Source organism: Sphingobacterium siyangense (genome assembly GCF_007830445.1).
Classification (GTDB): domain Bacteria; phylum Bacteroidota; class Bacteroidia; order Sphingobacteriales; family Sphingobacteriaceae; genus Sphingobacterium; species Sphingobacterium siyangense.
Map to the genome: position 1 here is coordinate 143,358 of NZ_VLKR01000009.1, position 21,569 is coordinate 164,926.

Consider the following 21,569-nt stretch of genomic DNA (forward strand, 5'->3'; position numbering starts at 1 on the left):
ATTGACAGGATTTATTAGTCGCATTAATTTAGTAAGCCTTAAAAGTATAATGTTTTCCAGGCAAGGTTTGTACATCGTATTCATAATAGCTTGGTAATTCAATTCCTTTCAGCTGTGAATCTGCAGATTGAATACTTACTGGTGTTATTACAGGAGCTAAAAGGGTATTAGTCTGATCGCCTTTTGCGATTTGAAGTTCAGATCCTTTCAATGGCGAAGCTGTCCGTAGCCGCAAATTACCGCCTAAAGGTGAAAAGACCATTACCTCCTTTATCTTCCCTTTTTTCCATTGCATTTCAATTTCAAATCCACCGCGCGCCTTGATACCCTTTACCCAACCCTCTTTCCATTGATCGGGAATCGCTGGCAGCAGATGCACAGCGCCATCGTGGCTTTGGACCAGCATCTCCGCAATACCCGCTGTTAAGCCAAAATTACCGTCAATCTGAAATGGAGGATGTGCCGTAAAAAGATTTGGATAGGTACGTCCATCGGGATGGTTTTCATCGGAAATGCTCAGCATTTTCTTTATAATTTCGTAGGCATGGTTTCCATCCAATAAACGGGCCCATAAATTTATTTTCCATCCAATTGACCATCCCGTCGCAAAATCACCTCGATATATCAATGAATTACGCGCAGCCTCAAACAATTTAGGCGTACGGAACGGTGAAATTTGACTACCTGGAAACAATCCGTATAAATGGGATACATGCCGGTGTTGATTTTGAGGATCATCCACATCTTCCAGCCATTCTTGTAACTGATTAAATCGACCGATATGCATTGGTGGAATCCGCCGTGCCGTTGCCAGCAATGTATCCCTATACATTGTATCAATATCGAGCGCTTCCGCCGCCAAAGCGGTACGGGTAAGCATGTCGTAGCATAGCTGATTATCCATGGTCACGCCTGCCGCAAGTGGCCCTTGCTCGGGCGAAATTGAGGGACTCAGGACGAGCCATTTTTCAGCTGGATAACCACGATGCACGACAAGCGCAGACAAAAGAAAGTCGCAAGCTCCCTTCATAACCGGGTAAAGTTGCCTCAAAAACTCTTTATCTCCCGTAAAAAGATAATGCTCCCAAAGATGTTGGGACAACCACAGCCCCCCACTTGGCCACATTCCGGCAGCCGCAAAATCAATCGGACTCGTCACGCGCCAGATATCGGTATTGTGATGGGCCACCCAGCCACGGGCATGGTACAATGTCTTCGCGGTTTCTTCACCACGTTCACTGAGTTCTTTGATCATGGAAAATAACGGCTGAAGCGTACTGGAAAGGTTGGTGACCTCTGCAGGCCAATAGTTCATTTCGGTATTTATATTGATTGTATATTTACTGTCCCATGCTGGTTGCATGGATCGGTTCCAGATTCCTTGTAGATTAGCAGGCTGGCCACCCGCTTGTGATGAGCAGATGAGCAAATAGCGCCCAAATTGAGCCAACAAGGTCACTAAGGCCGGATCCTGTGTACGGGCAAAGTCTGCAATACGCGCGGACAGCGGCAACTGTTGTTCGCTATTGGCATCCCCCAAATGCAGCTGGAATCGATTAAACTGTCTGCTGTAAGCAAGGGTATGCTGGTGTGAAGCCTGCTGATAGTCTTTGTCCATTGCCTTTTGCAATCTTTCTGCAGCCAGCTTATAGGGATCAGCTCCCAGTTGTTTATAATTTTGAAAATTACTCGCAATTGAAATATAAAGACAAACGGAACTTGCATCTTTTATATCAATCGATTCCTCTTTCACAACAAGCTGTCCATCGGTATGCTTTACTCCCGTATGAATCTGATAAACAACCTGCCCTTTAATACCCTCGTGATCGGATCCTCGTCCTTCTAAAATAAGCTTATCACCGTTTTTGTAAATAGTATGCTTCGACTCATTCTCATAAGTTAATGTGAAATTGAGTTTCCCCTTCTTGCTCGACTTTATTTTCATAACAATGGCATCATCAGCAAACGAAGTGAAAACTTCTCTAGTAAATGTTACCCCATCTACTGTATAACGCGACAACGCAACTGCCCGTTCAATATCCAGTTCGCGATAATAGTGCCGGTACCGTTCATGCCCAGGGAATCGCAGCAGAATATTTCCTGCCGTTTGATAGGGCATGCCATGTGTCTTAGTGAAGAAGGTTTCATTTGCAAGCTTATCGGCTTCAGCTGGTTTCCCATCGAATATATAATTCTGAATAGTTTTTAATGCCGCGCCGCCTTTCTTATTATCGTTGCGATAAGGACCTCCCGCCCAAATTGTTTCCTCATTAAGCTGCATACGCTCACAAGATGGAATTCCATAAACCATCGCGCCCAACCGACCATTTCCAAGCGGTAAAGCTTGTTCCCATACCTTTTCGTCTGCAGGCCGATCATACCATAGGGTCAATGCCGATCGGTTTTGGGCAAACAACAATGTAGTATGCAGTGACAAGATCGCAATGAATAGGCTTATGTACTTCCAAATAAATTTTTCAATCATTTTTCTTGATAGTATTTTTTGCAGTTTCGGAATTAATCATCAGGACTAACAAACTCATTTTAAGAACGGCCAAGGCAAACCGTCGAATTGTTTATTGCTATTATCAAATTAGTAAGGCCCTTATTTCTTATCCTTAAATAGCAATTGCGAAACATTATAGAGATCATTCCTCCATACATTGAAATCATGCCCGCCCGACTCCAGATAGTAAATATGAGGCACCCCATGTTCCGAAAGGTACTCATGTGTGCGCTTACTTATATTGAGCAAACCATCCTGGTCACCACAGGAGATCCACAGCAGTTTTAATTTATCTTTAGCTTCTTTCGGAACAGGCAGTAATTCCTGTGGCATCTTGGTATTGGGCGCGGAGGAAAAGCCCCCCACCCAGGCAAAAGTATCGATATGGCCAAGTCCAAAATTCAGGGCCTGTCCACCGCCCATAGACAATCCAAAAATCGCGCGGTGCTCGCGATCCTTGATAACGGGAAACTGCTTTTCAACAAATGGAATCAGGTCATCGAGCAGATCTTTTTCAAAAGTTGAAAACGCAGCTACCCGATCCGGTGCCATCACATTTCCACCAGCACGGTCATCTTCCATGGCGCGGCCATTGGGCATAATCACCAACATAGGTTCCATTTTTCCTTCTGCATACAGGTTATCGAAAATAACCTGAGGACTTCCATGTCTGAACCATTCCCGTTCATCACCGCCAATTCCGTGCAAGAGATATAATACGGGGTATTTTTTTGCTGCACTGTATCCCGGCGGGGTATATATCAGCGCTTTCCTCTTAACTCCTACAGTTTTTGAAGGATAAACAAGGGAATCTATTTTCCCAGTTGATGTCAATTTTCGTTCAACATCAAATCCCTGTGGGGCAGTCTGCTGCGCCTGGGCCACTAGGCTGGCGGAAAAAACGCACAACATGGTGCAGATCATCTTTTTCATATTATAATTGGTTTAATAGCAAATAGATAGCGAGGCTATCACCCATGACGGGACAACAGCCCAATTTCAACTAAATCACCACTTTCCTTTTGAGTACTCTTAATACCGCAGCTACAATAGCATCGGCGTTTAAGCCATATTTATCCATCAGCGCACTTGGCGGTCCCGATTCACCGAAGCTGTCGTTTACAGCCACATATTCCTGCGGAGTAGGCAATTGTTTTGCCAACAGTTGCGCTACACTATCTCCGAGTCCACCGATACGGTTATGTTCTTCGGCTGTAACAACGCAGCCCGTCTTAGCGACAGAAGTCAGTACCGCTTTCTCGTCTAGGGGCTTGATGGTATGGATATTAATGATTTCGGCATCAATACCTAATGTTTCCAATTCTTCCCCCGCACGTATAGCTTCCCAAACGAGATGCCCTGTTGCCAAAATGGTCACTGCATTACCCGGGTTGAGCATCACGGCTTCACCGATCACAAATTCCTGATCTTCCGGCGTGAAAACCGGTACTACAGGTCGTCCAAACCGCAGATAGACCGGCCCTTTGTGTTTGGCGGCAGCTAGGGTTGCAGCCTTCGTCTGATTATAATCGCAAGGGTTAATAACTGTCATGCCCGGAAGCATTTTCATCAATCCAATATCTTCCAATATCTGATGGGTCGCTCCATCTTCACCCAATGTAAGGCCGGCATGCGAAGCTGCGATTTTCACATTTTTATCTGAATAGGCGATAGACTGTCGGATCTGATCATATACCCGACCCGTTGAAAAATTGGCAAATGTACCTGTAAACGGTATTTTTCCACCAATGGTAAGTCCAGCCGCAATACCCATCATATTTGCTTCGGCAATGCCGATCTGAAAGAAACGCTCCGGAAAGGCCTTGATGAAATCGTTCATTTTGAGGGAACCGATCAGGTCTGCACAGAGTGCAACCACATTTTCGTCTTCCTTTCCCGCTTCCAGCAAACCGGCTCCAAATCCAGAACGTGTGTCTTTCGATTCTGTGTATGTATATTTTTTCATGTTAATCTATTTCAAAATCACCCTACGATTAGGCAATATAATCTCCCAATGTTTCTGCATTCTGGTTTAAGGCCAAACTTAGTTGCTCATCGCTGGGCGCTATGCCATGCCATTTATGCGAGCCCATCATAAAATCGACGCCATTACCCATTTCCGTATGGAGCAACACCATTAAAGGCATTTTAGTTCCGGTCGAAGCTTGCGCCTTTCGAAGTCCTGAAATCACAGAACCAATATCATTACCACGCATAATCTCAATAACCTTCCAGCCAAATGCCATCCATTTGCGGGGTAGGTCACCCAGCGAAAGGACATCATTGGTAGCCCCATCAATCTGCGCACCATTGTAATCTACAATAGCAATCAAATTGTCCATTTCGTTGTGGGCTGCATACATGGCCGCTTCCCATACCTGCCCTTCCTGCAATTCGCCATCGCCCATAAGCACATAAACCATGCGGTTATCTTGATTTAATTTTTTGGCTTGAGCAGCACCAATAGCGACAGAAAGACCTTGCCCCAAGGATCCCGAAGCGACACGGATACCTGGCAGTCCTTCATGCGTAGTCGGATGTCCCTGCAGTCTTGAATTGAGTTTTCTGAAGGTGGCAAGTTCATCGATTGGAAAATAACCTGCTCGCGCCAACACACTATAAAATACCGGAGAGATATGACCATTGGAAAGGAAAAACAGATCTTCCCCCATACCATTCAAGTCAAAATGATCGTTTCGCTGCATCAACTCGAAGTACAAAGAGACCAACAATTCAGTACAACCCAACGATCCTCCCGGATGCCCCGACTGGCAACCATGTACCATGCGGAGTATATCCCTTCGGACTTGCTTAACAATCGCTTCTAAATTATGTATACTATGTTTTGTCATGACCATCTCAATTGTTACTTTGTGCAGCAACGCGTTTATAATCAGCTAAAAATTGAGCGAGCCCACTGTCCGTCAGCGGATGTTTTAAGAGGGAGAAGATCGCCTGCAAAGGTCCCGTCATAACATCCGCACCAATCTTGGCACAACCTAGTATATGCGCACTATGACGTACCGAAGCCGCAAGAATTTGGGTTTCAAAAGCATAATTATCGTAGATCGTCCGAATTTCGCGAATCAGGGCCAGTCCATCGACGGATATATCATCGAGCCTACCGACAAAAGGAGATACATAGGTTGCTCCGGCTTTGGCGGCCAAGAGGGCCTGCCCGGCAGAAAAGACCAGGGTGCAATTGGTTTTAATTTGTTTTGTACTAAAATATTTAATTGCTTTAATGCCGTCTTCAGTCATTGGAACCTTAACAACAATCTTATTGTCTAAGGCCGCTAAGAGCAAACCTTCCTCAATCATCGCGTTAAAATCAGTTGAAATCACTTCAGCACTTACATCACCGTCTACAATATCACAGATAGCTTTGTAGTGCGCATGTACAGGAGCTGTTCCTGTAATACCCTCTTTGGCCATCAGCGAAGGATTGGTCGTTACACCATCTAGGACACCTAAATTTTGAGCCATACGAATCTCACTGAGACTTGCCGTATCGATAAAAAATTTCATTTTTTTAGTTGATTAGTTTTGAATTCGCTAGATCTCCAGCGATTGGTTATAAGACAAAACTATAGCTTTCAACCAGATAGGATTGCAACAAATAAAAAAAAGAAGGGTAAAAATGTTTAAAACAGATTACCCTCCTAAAAAACTGACCTAAAACGACCTTTTAAATAACAATATTATGCTTAGTGCACGGATGTACTTTTATGCGATTGGATATATTCACTTGGCGTCATTTGATATTTTGCTTTAAAGACTTTTGTAAAATAGTTTGGATTGGCAAATCCCGTCTCATAAGCAATTTCAGAAATAGACTTATCGCTTTTTTCCAGCAAACCTGCCGCCTTTTCTAGTTTCACAGAGCGTATAAAATCTACGGGAGACATGCCCGTCAGTTCCAGCAGCTTATTGTAAAGGGAGGCTCGGCTCATTGAGGTGTGGGCACTTAGCGCTTCGACCGATAACTGCGGATTATCGATATTATCGTGTACATAATTGAGTACTTTTTGTAAAAATTTATCTTTTTCGGACCTGATCGTCATTTCGGGCGCTAAAATAGACACCTGTTTACTATAGACTTCCTTGAACGCCTGATTCAGCTGAAGCAAACTGTTAACCTTCGCTACCAGTACATCCATATCAAAAGGTTTGGTCAGATATCCAACCGCACCCGATTCAAGCCCGCAAACAAGACCATTGTCGACCTGTGAGGCCGTCAGCAGTACAACAGGAATATGTTTTGTCCGTTTATCCTGCGCCAGCTTCTGTGAAAATTCCATACCATTCATATATGGCATCTGAACATCGCTCACCACAAGGTCAGGGTGATGAAAAAGTGCTTTTTGCCAGCCATCCTTTCCGTTAGTAGCCTCGATAATCTGATAATACTCCTTTAAAGACTCGCTGAGGTAATATCTAAAATCTTCATCATCTTCAATAATCAACACAAGCGGGCACTGTCTAAGCTCCACAGGTTGTATCTCCGTAACTACTTCTGGTTCAACCCCTCCCTCATATACCGACTCAGCTTGATCCAGCCATAGATCAAATTTAAAGGTACTTCCGCTGTCGGGTTGACTGCTAACCGAAATCTCGCCATGGTACATCTGAACAAATGACTGGGCAATTGACAGTCCAATACCTGAACCCTGACTTGCCACCTTGCCCTCAGTATCATGCTGAAAAAAACTCTCAAATATCGATTGTTGCAATTGCTCGGGAATTCCGATACCAGTATCGCGCACTTCAAGGGAAACATGCAGTTTCTTGTCGACAAGGCTTATAGAGGATATACTTACAGCGATATCCCCACCCTTTTTGGTAAATTTAAAAGCGTTATAGATTAAATTAAATAGAATGCGCTCAACCTTATTTCGGTCAAAACGGCAATACAATTTTTCCTGGCATGGAAAAAAAGAATAATCGATACCTTTTTGCAGCGCCATATCCTGAAATGAACGGTATACTTCCTGTACAAAAGATACCAATTCACCATCTTCATCCTGCACTTTCAATTCATGGTATTCCATTTTACGAAAATCTAGTAATTGGTTGACCAAATTTAAAAGCCGCCGCGCGTTACGGCTTACCAAATTTAGTTGATCGCCCAGTTTGCTATCTTTATTTTTGGCAATCAAAGCATCCACGGGCCCTGTGATTAAAGAGATTGGGGTTCGGAATTCATGACTTAAATTTGTTAAGAATCGGATTTTCATTGCATCTATTTGATGCTTTGTCTCGGCATCTCTCTTTTGCTGTTCAATGAGCTGCTTCGCCTGGATACGCTCTTGTTCAATCGCAAATTTTTGTTTTAACTTTTGAATCCCGCGATGTCTGATCCACAGCAGGCCGCCCAATACTGCTAGCACATAAAATAGATAAGCATAAATGGTGCGCCAAAACGGTGGAGCAACGTGTATCGCAATCGATTTGATTTCCTTGTTCCAAATACCGTCGTTGTTGCTTGCGCGAACCTCAAAAACATAATCTCCCGGATCCAAATTTGTATAATAGGCACTATTTTCCTTTCCATTTCGAATCCAATTTTTGTCAAAGCCGACAAGTCGGTACTCGTATTGGTTATCCTCAGGTACAGTTAGATTTAGCGCAGCGAAAGAAATTGAAAAATTTTGTTTATATTTCAGGTTGATGCGATCGGCAGTCAACAGCGACTGCTGTATTGGCCCCTTCTCCGTGGGCTGAACGATCACATTGTCAATTTTTAAATCCGTCAGTGCGACCTTCGCAGGATTGCCATTTGTTTTTAAATGAGCCGGATAAAAATGGTTAAACCCTTTCTGCCCACCAAAATAAATTTCTCCATCGTCCGTTTTTAATGACGCACCGAGCATAAAAGCACCTTCTTGCAATCCCACAGCATTAGAATAGTTTTTGAACTTATTTTGCACCGGAGAATAACAACTCAATCCTTTGTTTGTTGAAAACCAGATCCTCCCTTTATCGTCCTCGATAATACTCTGAATAGCACCATTCACTAATCCATCTTTCTCAGAAAGTGTCTCAAATAGTGTTTTCCCTTTTCGCAGCAAACCTACTCCATTGCCATTTGTTCCAACCCATAAATTTCCATTTTTATCCGTATGCACGGCTAATATATAATTGCTTGGGAGCTTATTTTTTACTTTATCATACAGTGTAGTCTGTTGTTTTAAAGGATCATACATCACCAGGCCCGAGCCGTAAGTTCCTATCCACATATTATGTTCCTGATCCTCCGCTAGCGCACGTATAAAATTTCCAGGTAGCTCTATTCCATCGTTTGAGTGCTCTTCCCGCTTGTATTTTTTGACGATAGCGCTTCCTTTTTGAATGATGTTCACGCCGCCGCCATTCGTCCCAACCCAGGTATTCCCCCGAAAATCTACTTTTAAACAAAAAATATCGTTATTATTCAAATTATCTTCCCTGTTACCAACAGTATATCTTTTTAGATTTCCATTAAGCAGATCATAGCAGATAACCCCTTGCTGATAGGTACCGATCCAAAGCTGATCGAATTTTCTTTCCAAAGTCAACACCGTAAGATCTTTAGGTAAGTTGGCCGAAAGTTCAACAGACGACAGTCTATCTGTGGTTCGATCATATTTCCAAATACCACCACCATCAACGCCCAAAAAAATCTTATTCTGATAAGCCGCGAAAGAAGTTACTATAGCTGGGTCACCGGTCATACCCTCCAAAAAATCTAAACTTTTTAATCTAAATTGGCTTAAATTGGTATCGAATTTATTTAGCCCTCCCTGAAAGGTACCTATCCAGTAAATTCCGCTATTATCGACAAAAATAGATCGTATCGATTTATGAGAAAGACTATGAACATTACTTGGATCCGGCTTAAAGGTCCGAATTGTTAAATCCTTGGTATTAAGCACATCAAGACCCTTGTCCGTTCCGATCCATAAGTCTTGCTTTTGATTGTAACATAAGGTGTAAATGCGGGGGCTGCTTAAAGCTCCTTTCCCTTCTCCTGCGCTGAATTTATTGAACTGCGAATCGCCCGGATTCAAATATTTAAGGCCGAGCATAGATCCGACCCAGATACGGCCCTGATCATCTTCAACAATGGAACTAATTTCAATTCCATTTCCATATCCTTCCTTTTCCGAAAGAACTTCAAAACGTTTTATGGTCTTTAGGTCTGCTGATATGCGGAATATGCCATTCTCTGATGACACCCACATGTTGTTCTTACGGTCACGAAAAACACTGCCCGTTACTTTACCGGCAAAAGCTTCTACAATACGTCGATAAGTTGGATCCATTCTCTTTTGTAGATCATTGACGTCCAAAATATACAAAGCACCATAGGAAGCGATCCAGATATTTCCACTTGCATCCTTATCGATCGCATTAATAGCGGTACTGAGCCATTTACCATCAGGGGTAAGATTGTACGACCTGATCCGGTCAGCTTCCCGATCATAATAACTTAATCCCCCTCCATTTGTACCGATCCATATTCTTCCCTTCATGTCTTCACATAAAGCCGAAATATGGTTTGCCATTAAACTATTCTCTTTGTTGGCATCATAGCGGTAGACATTGTAATGACGTCCGTCGAAGCGATTAAGCCCATCTTCTGTTCCTAGCCAAAGAAAACCATAACTATCGCGGTAGATACTATAGATTGTATTGGAAGAAAGTCCATCCTTTGAAGAATAGCGTTGAAAAGTTACAGGCTGGCTTTGTCCATAAGAAAAAAACGTCAGCATCATCCAGGTGAATACCACTAAAGTTCGTATCATATATTTAGGTATGTAATCTTCAATACAAAAAAATCTGTATTGAACTGTCAACTAAATTATCAAATTAATCCCTACTAAACTAGTCTCTACAATCATTTGACCCATGTAAGCGGTATTTTTTGACATTCTTATCCTTCATTTAAACATTCTTGCTATCCACCAAATTTTCCAATGGCTAGCTTTGGTATACAATTATAAACTGCTTTGAAAGGCATTTCCAATATAGGGAAAACTATATGCAAACAATGCAACCGGTTGCTATATAGTTATAAAAAATTTAACCAATTATTATACAGCATATGACAGTACCTGATGATCCATGACTGTCCCTTAGATTTTTTATCAAAATGAACTAAGGGAACACCGATACAAACGTATCTAGCCAATTAGAGAAAATTTAACCAAGAATTCTTAAACCTATTTATCAATCCACAAATGCGATGATGATTACATGTACAATCACACGAGTAAGGCATTGGAAAAAGCTATGGGGTATAGCTAAGCCATTCACTTTACTGCTGTTCCTGCTTTATGTTGGACAGACAACACTCTATGCTCAGGCCAAAAGGCAGATAAGGGGCATTGTCGTCGATAGTAACCATAAAAAAGTGAGCGGTGCGTCCATCAGGGTAAAAGGCACCTCGCTAGCCACGGCTACCGATGACAATGGAGCTTTCACGATCCAAGTCCCTGCAGATAATAATTTGTTGACTATCTCCAAGCTAGGATATAGCCAAATCGAAGTGGATATCCACAATAAGAACACGGTAGAAGTACAACTAAGCGATAAGTCTATCGAAATCGAGGAAACCATTGTCGTCGGTTATGGTCGTCAGAAAAAAGAAACTGTCGTTGGCGCCATTGCGCAAACTTCGGGTAAAATCCTTGAGCGCGCAGGTGGTGTTTCTAGTGTAGGCGCCGCATTGACCGGTAACGTCCCCGGAGTGATTACTACTGCAAGTACAGGTATGCCCGGCGAGGAAGATCCCCGTATTGTGATTCGGGGGCGTAGCACCTGGAACAATACCGATCCTTTAGTCATGGTGGACGGCGTAGAGAGGCCACTATCTGCCGTTGATATCAGTTCCATCGAAACTGTTTCCGTCCTCAAAGATGCCTCGGCAACTGCTGTCTATGGTGTTAGAGGGGCCAATGGCGTTATTTTAATCACCACCAAGCGGGGTAAAGAAGGGCAAATGCTGATACGCGGTACCGTCAACAACATTGTAAAAACGGTTTCCCAACTTCCGGGAAAAATGGATTCGTACGATGCTTTGATGCTACGCAACAAGGTTATCGAATATGAGTTAGGGATTTCTCCTTCCAGTTGGGCCAACTATCTTCCACAAGACGTCATCAATAAATACCGTTTTCCCGCTGACCAGACGGAACGCGAACGTTACGTGAATACCGACTGGGCAAAGGAATTATTTAAAAGCCACGCTTTTTCACAAAATAGCAGCGTCAATATTGCTGGTGGCACACCCTTTGTCAAATATTTTGCCAATGCGGACTTTCTTTACGAAGGCGATATGTTCCGCCAGTTCGAAAATGCTCGCGGTTATAAAGCTGGCTACGGTTTTAACCGTCTAAATGTACGGTCCAATTTAGACTTCCAGCTTACTCCCACAACTAAATTTTCAACCAACCTGGCAGGGTCTCGCGGTGTCAAAAAAAGTCCATGGGGCGGCGGCAACGATTATTCCTATTGGATCGCTGCCTATACGGTAGCTCCAGATGTTATTTATCCACGCTATTCAGACGGTACCTGGGGTTACTATGCCTTAAACACACAAGCCGGGATAAACTCTGCCCGTGTGCTGGCACTCAGCGGAACCGAATACATCACCACCAGTCGTATTACAACAGATTTTACGCTCGAACAAGATCTTAAGTTTTTAACGAAGGGGCTTAACGTTCGTGGGACAATCTCACTGGACAACACGTTTGTCGAGGGCGGCCGCGGTATCAATGATGCCAACAACAGTACACAAAGTAAATGGATCGATCCCAATACGGGATTGCCAACCTATCAGATCGCTTTCGATGGTACAAATAGATTTGACTTCGTCGAGGGCATAAACTGGACAACCGGTGCCGGACAGGTTAGAGACTGGTCTACCTATCGAAGATTATTTTATCAATTGCAGTTAAACTACGCAACGACCATCGCTAAGAATCACAACATCACTGCCATGGGGTTATTCAACCGCAATCAGACCGGAACAGGGAGTATGATTCCCTCCTATCGCGAAGACTGGGTATTCCGCACCACCTACAACTACAAAAATAAATATATGCTCGAGTACAATGGAGCCTATACGGGATCAGAAAAATTCGGTCCTGACAATAGATTTGCCTTTTTCAATTCCGGTGGGATAGGCTGGCTAGTTACTGAAGAAGAGTTTATGAGGCCTATCTCGTTTCTCAATATGCTCAAGTTACGTGCGTCCTATGGTGACATCGGCGACGATAGTGGCGGCCGTCAATTTCTGTACCTAACCCAATGGGCATATGGGGGCACCGCTGGCATGGGGGTTGAAGGCCGCTACTCCTACTCCGACGGCAATACCAGTCCTTATATCTGGTATAAGGAAAGTGCGCTTGGCAATCCAAATATCCGCTGGGAAAAAGTTAACAAATTCAATATCGGCCTCGACTTCGGTCTGTTCAATAGCCAGATAACCGGTAAAGTCGACTTTTTTAGAGACCGGCGGACAGATGTTCTGATTAGCGGCGCCAACCGAGCCATTCCTTCCTACTTTGGGATGGAGGCACCTACAGCCAACCTAGGTAAGGTACAGAATAAAGGGTTTGAAGTAGAACTGAAATTTAACAGACAGCTCAATACCGACTGGAGAATATGGGCTGATATCAATTTTACCCATGCCAAGGATAAAGTCATCAATGCCGATGCCCCCGAGTTGCTGCCCGAATATCAGAAACCGGATAACAAACAAGTTAGTCAAACCTATTCTTATGTTAGCTCCGGATATTACAATACTTGGGACGAACTTTATTCGAGTACCGCGCACGAAAGCAATGACCTAGCGAAACTACCCGGCAATTATCATATACTGGATTATAACGGGGATGGTATTATCGATGCTAAGGATAATATTCCCTACGCCTTTCCTTCGGTACCACAGAACACTTATAATTACACCATTGGATTTGATTGGAAGAATTTCAGTGTCATGACCCAGTGGTATGCCGTAAATAATGTCACCCGGCAAGTTGTTTTCAACAGCTTCTCGGGCCAACTTAACCTCGCTTATGACGAAGGTTCCTATTGGTCAAAGGACAATGTCAATGCAGACGTACCACTACCACGCTGGTTATCACAGTCGAGTACTTATACACCCGGTAGCCGGTATATGTTTGATGGTTCCTACATTCGATTGAAAACAGCCGAAATTGCCTACAATTTTAATCGGGAATCCAGCGTAATCAAACGACTTGGGCTTCAAAACCTTCGCATTTTTCTAAATGGCAACAACTTAGTTTTCTGGTCCAAAATGCCAGACGACCGTGAATCCAATTATGCCGGTACGGGCTGGGCATCACAGGGCGCCTACCCTACGGTAAAGCGGTTTAATCTAGGTGCAAACATTACATTTTAATCCTACCACTATGAAAAAGTATTTCAAGGTAATCTTTATATCTACTGTGATCTGGTCTTCAACATCCCTACTCTCGTGTAAAAAATACCTGGATAAAGAAGAACAGTCCAATGTGTCCTCCAAAGAAGCATTTAAAAACTTTATTAACTTTCAAGGTTATACAGAAGAGTTATACAGCTGTGTTGTCAACTTCAGCAACAACTACTGGACCAACTCGTGGAACTGGGGTGAAGATGAAATGACCTCAACGGCTGGCAATTATCATTTTGTTCACAAAATCGACAATGGTAATTTTTGGGGTTGGCAAAGAGAATCCGACGGCTGGGGCTCCGGCTGGATGGATCAGGGTGATTTTACCACCATCAATGGGGATGTATTTGCCAACCGTGCCTTCCGCGATTTATGGAGCGCGGCCTGGTTTGGCCTGCGAAAAGTCAGTCTCGGACTAGAGAATATCGACAAATTAACCGAAGCCACCTCCGAAGAAAAGAACCTGATCAAGGGGCAATTGTTATTTTTCCGAGGTTGGTTTCACCACCGATTGATGGAATATTTTGGCGGGATGCCGTACATCAATTATGTACTTCCAAGTGACGAAAAGCTGCGGTTGCCAAGATTGAGCTACCATGCCTGTGCGGATCTTGCTGCGGCCGATTTTAGAGAAGCGGCCAATCTATTGCCGATCGACTGGGACAATACCACTGCCGGAAAACGTACCCTGGGTAAAAATCAATTGCGCATCAACAAAATCATGGCCCTTGCTTATCTTGGCAAAAATTATCTTTGGGCGGGAAGCCCTTTGATGAATTTTCAGTCTACCGGGAATAAAACCTATCATACTGACTATTGTAAAAAAGCAGCTCAGGCCTTTGGTGAACTACTTTCACTTGTCGAAAGCGGACAGACAAATTACGCCCTTGTTCCTATGGCCAATATTCACTTGAATTTTTACACAACAGGCCAAAATTGGGCCATGCCCGGCAGTACAGAAGCTATATTTAGAGGGCCCTACATTGACGCATGGGTATCGAATTATGGTACCAGTAAACAGTACATTCCGCTGGTCGTCTCCGACGGAGATGCATTGAAGTTTATTCCAACAGCCAATTATGTCGACTACTATGGCATGAAAAACGGTTTACCGATCAAAGACATTACCCAGTCTGACGCAGAATCAGGTTACAATGCCGAATACCCTTGGAAAGATCGCGACCCACGCTTTTATAAGGACATCATTTTCGATGGAACAAAAGTCGTCCAGGGAAATACACAGGACGAAAAAAATCGATACGCTAACCTTTACAGTAATGGAAGCTATCGAGATATCCAGTCTGGCAGCCAGACAGGCTACGTGTTACGTAAATTTGTCCCTATAACAGCCAACAAATATGATCAAGCCTATAATTATGGATCCAATCTTCATATTTACGTGCCCTATATGCGTTTATCTGATGTCTATCTGATGTACGCCGAATCCGCCATGATGGCTTCCAACTCAGCTACAGGCAAAGCCGACAATTACGGTAAAACAGCAGTTGATGCGATCAATATCGTTCGAGATCGGGCTGGCGTGGGTCATGTAGATGCCAAATTTCTAGGTTCGGCGAACGCATTGTTGCCTGAATTACGGCGGGAACGAGCTGTGGAGCTCGCTTTTGAAGGTCATCGTTTTAATGATCTGCGACGCTGGTTGCTGTTGACCGAATCACCTTACACCTTAAAAAAATCGGTTGTTTTTGATCGGGCAGGAACCTTCAACACCGTAGATCCATCCCAAAACCGCGTCGTAAACATGAAAGAAAATGTGCTTTTGGAACGGAAGTTTACAAGCAAGCATTACTGGTTGCCCCTAAAGGTCAGAGATGTCAACATGTATCCCGAGTTCTATCAGAACCCAGGCTGGTAACAAGTTTTTCATTTAATCATTCAAAAAATGAAGTACAAAAAATTAAGAATAGCACTATGTCTTGGATTAAGTTGGATAGCTACCGCTGAAGGAATGGCGAAAGAATCACTTAATCCAACCATTAGACAACATAAAAATATTTTTCCGGAGCGCTCGACATTTGTTGGTCCGGACAGTATTGGCACCGATAGTACGACACTTGTACAGGTCGCTTTCCGAAAAGTTCAGAAGAAGGACCTCATGGGCAATGTACAATCCATCAATGTTCCACAATTGCTCGACAAGAGTTACAACACCTACAGTCTGGAAAATCTAGATGCCTTTATTCCGGGATACAACGGTAATATTTGGGGTATGGGTGGTTATTTGGTATTAGTGGACGGATTTCCGCGTGATGCCAATAACGTTATGCCAACAGAAATCGATCAGGTCAGTGTATTGAAAGGCGCCAATGCCATCGCTCTTTATGGTAGCCGAGCAGCCAAAGGCGTTATTAGCATCACGACAAAACGCGGAAAATCCGGAGGTCAACAGATAAAAATTAGAGCCAATAGCGGTATCAATGCGGCTATGAGCTATCCACAATATCTTGGCTCCGCAGAATATATGACATTGTATAACGAAGCTCGACAAAATGATGGATTATCACCACTCTATAGTACCGAAACAATCTACCAACATGCAGCCGGAACAAATCCTTATCGTTATCCCAACGTGGATTACTATTCATCGGACTATATCAAAGATCACTATAATCGCTACGATGCCACCGCCGAAATCTCAGGCGGAAATCAACGTGCACAATATTATACCAACTTTGGATTTTGGTCTGAAGGGTCCCTCCTCAATTTTGGACAGGCGAAAAAAAATGGTGGCGCCAATAGATTCAATATGCGCGGTAACATCGATGTGAAAGTCAATGATCTGATCTCCCTGAACGTCGATGCGGCAGCCAGTTTTTATATTTCCAAAGGGGTAAATGCGGACTACTGGGGTGCAGCGGCAACCGTGCGGCCACATCGCTTCTCTCCACTCATTCCTATTGATATGATCGAAGAAGGTGACGTCAACTCGATGGTGTATGTCAACAACAGCAATTTTCTCATCGATGGCAAATATCTCCTTGGGGGAAGTCAGCTGGATCAAACCAATGCCTTTGCAAACGTTTATGCCGGCGGCACAAACCGCTATCTAAATCGGCAGTTTCAATTTAATACGGGTTTGAATTTTGACTTGAAAAATATCCTGGAAGGATTGGTTTTCAAAACCAACCTGGCTGTGGATTATCAGTCAAATTATAACCAATCCTATAACAACAATTATGCTGTTTATCAGGCATCGTGGAACAACTATGATGGAAAAGACCTTATCAGTAGCCTCACAAAATATGGTGACGACCGTATTTCAGGCATCCAAAATATCAGTGGCAGTACCTATCGGCAGACCATCGGTCTCAATGGGTCCCTAAACTTTAACCGTACCTACGGTAATGACCACCATGTATCGGCAATCCTATTGGCCAATGCGTTCCAGATCGCTGCCTCTGGCAGCTACCACAAAACCAGCAATGCCAACCTAGGGCTGCAGTTGGGCTACAATTATTCAAGCAAATATTATGTTGACTTTAGCAGTGCTTACAGTCATTCCGCCAAATTACCACAAGGGAATAGAAGAGCCCTATCTCCTACTTTAGCGCTCGCCTGGCGTCTATCTAAAGAAAATTTTTTGGTCGACAGCAAAGTCGTCAATGAGTTAAGATTATCCGCGTCGGCCGGTATATTAAACACGGATCTGGATATTAGCGACTATTACCTCTATCAGGGCTATTATACCTATAACGACGCAGCATGGTATAGCTGGCGCGACGGTGACCTCGTCCATACCTTTGACAGACGCAGGGGTGACAACCCCAACATGAAATTCCCGAAACGCAAGGAATTTAATATCAACCTCGAAGGTGGGCTCTACAACAACCTGATCACCTTTAATACGTCCTACTTTGTTAATCGGATGAGCGGCGGGTTGGTACAGGCGGCAACACAGTACCCAATGTATTTTATGACTTACTGGCCGGTTTATTCAGACCTTCCCTATGTCAATTTTAACGACGACGAACGCCGGGGTGTCGACTTTGGCATCAACCTGAACAAACAGATCAACAAAACCTTCGTATCACTGGGTTTCAACGGGATGTACTATACGACCAAGGCGGTAAAAAGGGACGAACTCTATGAATTTGCTTACCAAAACAGAGCCGGAAAACCACTAGACGCCATCTGGGGCTTACAGCATGATGGTTTTTATAACAGTCAAAGTGAAATTGACCAAGCTGCCTTTTCAACATTTGGAGAAGTCAAGCCTGGGGATATCAAGTATAAAGATCAGAATGGTGATGGTACCATCGATACCCGCGACGAAGTATACTTAGGCAAAGGCGGATGGGCCGGTGCCCCACTGACATTAGGTTGCAACCTGACAGTCAAATGGAATAATTTCACATTATTTGCCGCGGCAACGGGACAGTTCGGAGCCAAAGCGATGAAAAACAGTTCTTACTTTTGGGTAGATGCGGAAGATAAATATTCAGTGGTCGTACGTGACCGCTGGACAGAGTCGACCAAGGAGACCGCAACTTATCCGCGCCTTACCACCTTTAACAGTGACAACAACTTTCGAAGCTCAGACTTTTGGCTTTACAAGACCGATCGCATCAACCTATCCAAAGTGCAGCTGTCTTACGATTTCCCAAAGCGTCTATTCAATGCTAAGTTTATACACGAACTGGGGATTTATGCCACGGGATCCAACCTACTGACCATTGCCAAAGAAAAGGAAACGATGCAATTGAATATTGGACAAGCACCACAAATGCGTTTTTTCAACATCGGACTGAAGGCACTATTTTAATCTTTACTATCTAAGACGAGAATGATGAAAAGAATACTAACCATAGCCATCCTAAGCAGCTTACTATTTTCTTCCTGTGAAGATATGTTTGAGCCGGCTCTTGAAAATAATCTTGAAATTGAAACAGCCAATAGTCGCCCCCTTTACGCACAAGGGCTACTTTTAAATGGATACAACCGGGTTCCGGCTAATAGCTATAGCTTTGATGATGTCGCCACAGACAATGCTGTGAGCAACGATAAAAGCAATACTTACCTTAAAACAGCAACCGGACAATGGACAAGCATCAACAATCCTTTCGACCAATGGCGCAATAGCTATGCAGCCATACAGTACCTCAACAATTTTTTATCCCTAAGTGATAAAGTAGAATGGGCCTTGGATCCCAAGGTCAGTACGATGTTTAACGATCGCATGAAAGGTGAAGCTTATGGTCTCCGGGCACTATTTATGTTTCACCTGTTGCAATCCCATGCCGGAAAGTCGAGTACCGGTGAGATACTTGGTGTGCCTATCCTGCTGACTCCCGAAGATGTCAATTCGGATTTTAACCACAGTCGTGCACCGTTCGAAGCCTGCATGCAGCAACTTTACGATGACATCAAAAATGCAGAAGACCTGTTGCCTATGGATTATGAAGACATCAGTGCAGACAGTCAAGTTCCGGTCAAATACGCAGGCACAATCAATAAAGACGACTACAACCGTGTATTTGGAGCCTATTTCAAACTCCGCATGACCAAGCGCATCGCGCAGGCAATTCGTGCCCGAGCAGCGTTAATGGCGGCAAGTCCGGCATACAGCGAGGGCAGCAAAACAACCTGGGAGCAAGCCGCCACCTATGCGGGGCAGGTCATCCAGGCCAAAGGCGGACCAAGTGGTATCGATCCGAAAGGATTCACCTGGTACAATAAAGATGTGGTCGATGGCTTAACCTCCGGATCCAATCCGGCCGAAATACTTTGGCGCACCGACAAAGGAAATAGCAACAGCATGGAACAGGACCATTTTCCGCCAACATTGTTTGGCAGAGGACGTCTCAATCCTACACAGAATCTGGTCGATGCCTTTCCCATGGAAAATGGCTATCCCATTGACGATGCCAATTCGGCTTACAATAAAACCAATCCGTACGACAAGCGGGATCCCCGATTGAAGACTTACATTATTGTCAATGGTGCCACGGCAGGCGTAAGCAACACGGCTATCAATACCGCTGCCAATAGTCCAACAAACGATGGGTTAAATAAGGTCGAGACATCTACTCGGACGGGCTATTACCTGAAAAAGCTGCTGCGCCAAGATGTAAACCTCAACCCTTCATCTTCTACACAACAAATGCATTTCAATACACGTATACGGATGACAGAAATGTATCTGGCCTATGCCGAAGCCGCAAATGAGGCCTGGGGGCCTACTGGCATGGGTACTTTTACCTTCTCGGCCTACGACATCATCAAGGCTATTCGCAGACGGGCGGGTGTAGGAGCCAACAATGGCGATCCTTACCTAGAACAGGTAAAAAACAACAAAGAGCAAATGCGGCAGCTGATCCGCAATGAGCGGAGACTAGAACTTTGTTTTGAAGGGTTTCGGTTTTGGGACCTGCGTCGCTGGAAGTTGGATATCAACGTTGCTGCAAAAGGAATCAGTATAAGCAACAACAGCTATACCGAGATTCCGGTAGAGAATAGACTTTATGAAAACTTTATGTACTACGGTCCGATCCCGTACAGTGAAGTACTCAAATACAGCAATCTTGTACAGAATACGGGATGGAATTAACATTAATACACGCATAATGAAAAAGATCAATCTTCTTTACGCCATGGCTTTGGTAAGCCTGGCGTCTTGCAAAAATAACGACTGGGAGTTCCCAGATTTCGAATTTCAATCGGTATACTTCGCCTATCAGACACCAGTCAGAACGGTAACCCTAGGCGAAGACATTTTTGACAACAGTCTCGACAACCAGCATAAGGTGAAAGTCATGGCAACCACTGGAGGAGTATACAACAATGGAAAAGACATCCGTATCGATTTTGTTGTCGACAACAGCCTTACGAATGGCCTTAGCTATCCAAACGGGCAGACAGTTACCGCATTACCCAACAATTACTATCAGCTTGCTAGCAATCAGATCAATATCCCAAGTGGTAGTCTCACAGGTGGTGTTGAAGTACAGCTGACTGACGCATTTTTTGCCGACCCAAAATCCTTGGAAACCTATTACGTACTTCCTCTAAGGATGACAAAAGTGGTTAACGCCGATTCCATCCTCTCCGGTAAAACTTCGCTACAGGCTGCCAATAGGGCTATTGTATCCGATTGGGATGTCGCACCAAAAGATTTTACCTTTTATGCACTCAAATATATCAATCCCTGGCACGGCAATTACCTGCGTCGGGGTACCGACCAAATTGTCGGCAAAGGTGCCAATAACAGCTTGACAAAAAATATCGTCAGACATCAGGCTTATGTAGAAAAAGACGAAGTCAAAAGCGTCACGACAGCAGCGCTAAAGAAATCGATCTTGCCTCTTTCTTTTAAAGGAGCTGATGATGTCAATATCAATGTCAATCTGAACTTAACTTTTGACGACGACAACAATTGTAGCATTAGCTCGGCAAGTGCTGGCATCTCCGCTACAGGAACCGGTAAGTTTGTCAAACGGGGCGAAAAAAACAGCTGGGGCAATGCAGACAGAGATGCACTTTATCTTTCCTACACGATCGATATGACACAAATGAGTGTCACCAGCAAGGATACCCTCGTGATGCGGGACAGATCTGTAAAAATGGAAACATTTACACCCATCAAAAAGTAGTATCAATTCTATA

General features: G+C 43.9%; 11 protein-coding genes. 5 read left to right on the forward strand and 6 right to left on the reverse strand.

Annotated features, from left to right (window positions below; all coding sequences use genetic code 11):
• Positions 1–28: 28 nt before the first annotated feature.
• The 6 genes from IQ31_RS10270 to IQ31_RS10295 all read right to left on the reverse strand — a co-directional run bounded on the left by IQ31_RS10270 (position 29) and on the right by IQ31_RS10295 (position 10,293).
• Positions 29–2,485, reverse strand: a complete 2,457-nt coding sequence (locus IQ31_RS10270; protein WP_208734213.1) for a glycoside hydrolase family 95 protein — start codon at positions 2,483–2,485, stop codon at positions 29–31.
• Between the two features lie 120 nt (positions 2,486–2,605).
• Positions 2,606–3,439 carry an alpha/beta hydrolase gene (locus IQ31_RS10275; RefSeq protein WP_145327910.1) on the reverse strand — a complete coding sequence of 278 codons (834 nt, stop codon included), beginning with the start codon at positions 3,437–3,439 and terminating at the stop codon, positions 2,606–2,608.
• A 70-nt stretch (positions 3,440–3,509) separates the two neighbouring features.
• Positions 3,510–4,472 carry a transketolase family protein gene (locus IQ31_RS10280; RefSeq protein WP_145327911.1) on the reverse strand — a complete coding sequence of 321 codons (963 nt, stop codon included), beginning with the start codon at positions 4,470–4,472 and terminating at the stop codon, positions 3,510–3,512.
• Positions 4,473–4,500: 28 nt separating this feature from the next.
• On the reverse strand, positions 4,501–5,358 hold the full coding sequence (locus IQ31_RS10285; RefSeq protein ID WP_244294454.1) for a transketolase: 858 nt from the start codon (positions 5,356–5,358) through the stop codon (positions 4,501–4,503).
• Between the two features lie 7 nt (positions 5,359–5,365).
• Positions 5,366–6,034, reverse strand: a complete 669-nt coding sequence (gene fsa / locus IQ31_RS10290; protein ID WP_145327912.1) for a fructose-6-phosphate aldolase — start codon at positions 6,032–6,034, stop codon at positions 5,366–5,368.
• 179 nt (positions 6,035–6,213) lie between these two features.
• Complete coding sequence (locus IQ31_RS10295) at positions 6,214–10,293, reverse strand: hybrid sensor histidine kinase/response regulator transcription factor (RefSeq protein ID WP_145327913.1); 4,080 nt, start codon at positions 10,291–10,293, stop codon at positions 6,214–6,216.
• A gap of 440 nt (positions 10,294–10,733) precedes the next feature.
• On the opposite strand from IQ31_RS10295, the gene IQ31_RS10300 reads away from it, so the two are divergent.
• Genes IQ31_RS10300 through IQ31_RS10320 form a run of 5 tightly spaced genes read left to right on the forward strand, consistent with a single transcriptional unit; the run spans position 10,734 to position 21,556 of the window.
• Positions 10,734–13,916: a SusC/RagA family TonB-linked outer membrane protein gene (locus tag IQ31_RS10300; RefSeq protein ID WP_232475573.1), complete on the forward strand. Its 3,183-nt coding sequence runs from the start codon at positions 10,734–10,736 to the stop codon at positions 13,914–13,916.
• Between the two features lie 10 nt (positions 13,917–13,926).
• Entirely contained in the window at positions 13,927–15,822 is a 1,896-nt protein-coding gene (locus tag IQ31_RS10305) for a RagB/SusD family nutrient uptake outer membrane protein (RefSeq protein ID WP_075993563.1), read from the forward strand.
• Positions 15,823–15,849: 27 nt separating this feature from the next.
• Complete coding sequence (locus tag IQ31_RS10310) at positions 15,850–18,729, forward strand: SusC/RagA family TonB-linked outer membrane protein (RefSeq protein WP_075993564.1); 2,880 nt, start codon at positions 15,850–15,852, stop codon at positions 18,727–18,729.
• Positions 18,730–18,750: 21 nt separating this feature from the next.
• A complete protein-coding gene (locus IQ31_RS10315) occupies positions 18,751–20,514 on the forward strand; it encodes a RagB/SusD family nutrient uptake outer membrane protein (RefSeq protein WP_232475574.1) in 1,764 nt (587 codons plus the stop codon).
• Positions 20,515–20,530: 16 nt separating this feature from the next.
• Positions 20,531–21,556, forward strand: coding sequence for a DUF5627 domain-containing protein (locus IQ31_RS10320; RefSeq protein WP_145327914.1), 1,026 nt, complete (start codon positions 20,531–20,533; stop codon positions 21,554–21,556).
• Positions 21,557–21,569 lie beyond the last annotated feature (13 nt).

Coding starts and splice junctions, on each gene's coding strand:
- IQ31_RS10270 (WP_208734213.1), bottom strand. CDS start 2,485: ATGATTGAAAAATTTATTTGGAAGTACATAAGCCTATTCATTGCGATC.
- IQ31_RS10275 (WP_145327910.1), bottom strand. CDS start 3,439: ATGAAAAAGATGATCTGCACCATGTTGTGCGTTTTTTCCGCCAGCCTA.
- IQ31_RS10280 (WP_145327911.1), bottom strand. CDS start 4,472: ATGAAAAAATATACATACACAGAATCGAAAGACACACGTTCTGGATTT.
- IQ31_RS10285 (WP_244294454.1), bottom strand. CDS start 5,358: ATGACAAAACATAGTATACATAATTTAGAAGCGATTGTTAAGCAAGTC.
- fsa (WP_145327912.1), bottom strand. CDS start 6,034: ATGAAATTTTTTATCGATACGGCAAGTCTCAGTGAGATTCGTATGGCT.
- IQ31_RS10295 (WP_145327913.1), bottom strand. CDS start 10,293: ATGATACGAACTTTAGTGGTATTCACCTGGATGATGCTGACGTTTTTT.
- IQ31_RS10300 (WP_232475573.1), top strand. CDS start 10,734: ATGATGATTACATGTACAATCACACGAGTAAGGCATTGGAAAAAGCTA.
- IQ31_RS10305 (WP_075993563.1), top strand. CDS start 13,927: ATGAAAAAGTATTTCAAGGTAATCTTTATATCTACTGTGATCTGGTCT.
- IQ31_RS10310 (WP_075993564.1), top strand. CDS start 15,850: ATGAAGTACAAAAAATTAAGAATAGCACTATGTCTTGGATTAAGTTGG.
- IQ31_RS10315 (WP_232475574.1), top strand. CDS start 18,751: ATGATGAAAAGAATACTAACCATAGCCATCCTAAGCAGCTTACTATTT.
- IQ31_RS10320 (WP_145327914.1), top strand. CDS start 20,531: ATGAAAAAGATCAATCTTCTTTACGCCATGGCTTTGGTAAGCCTGGCG.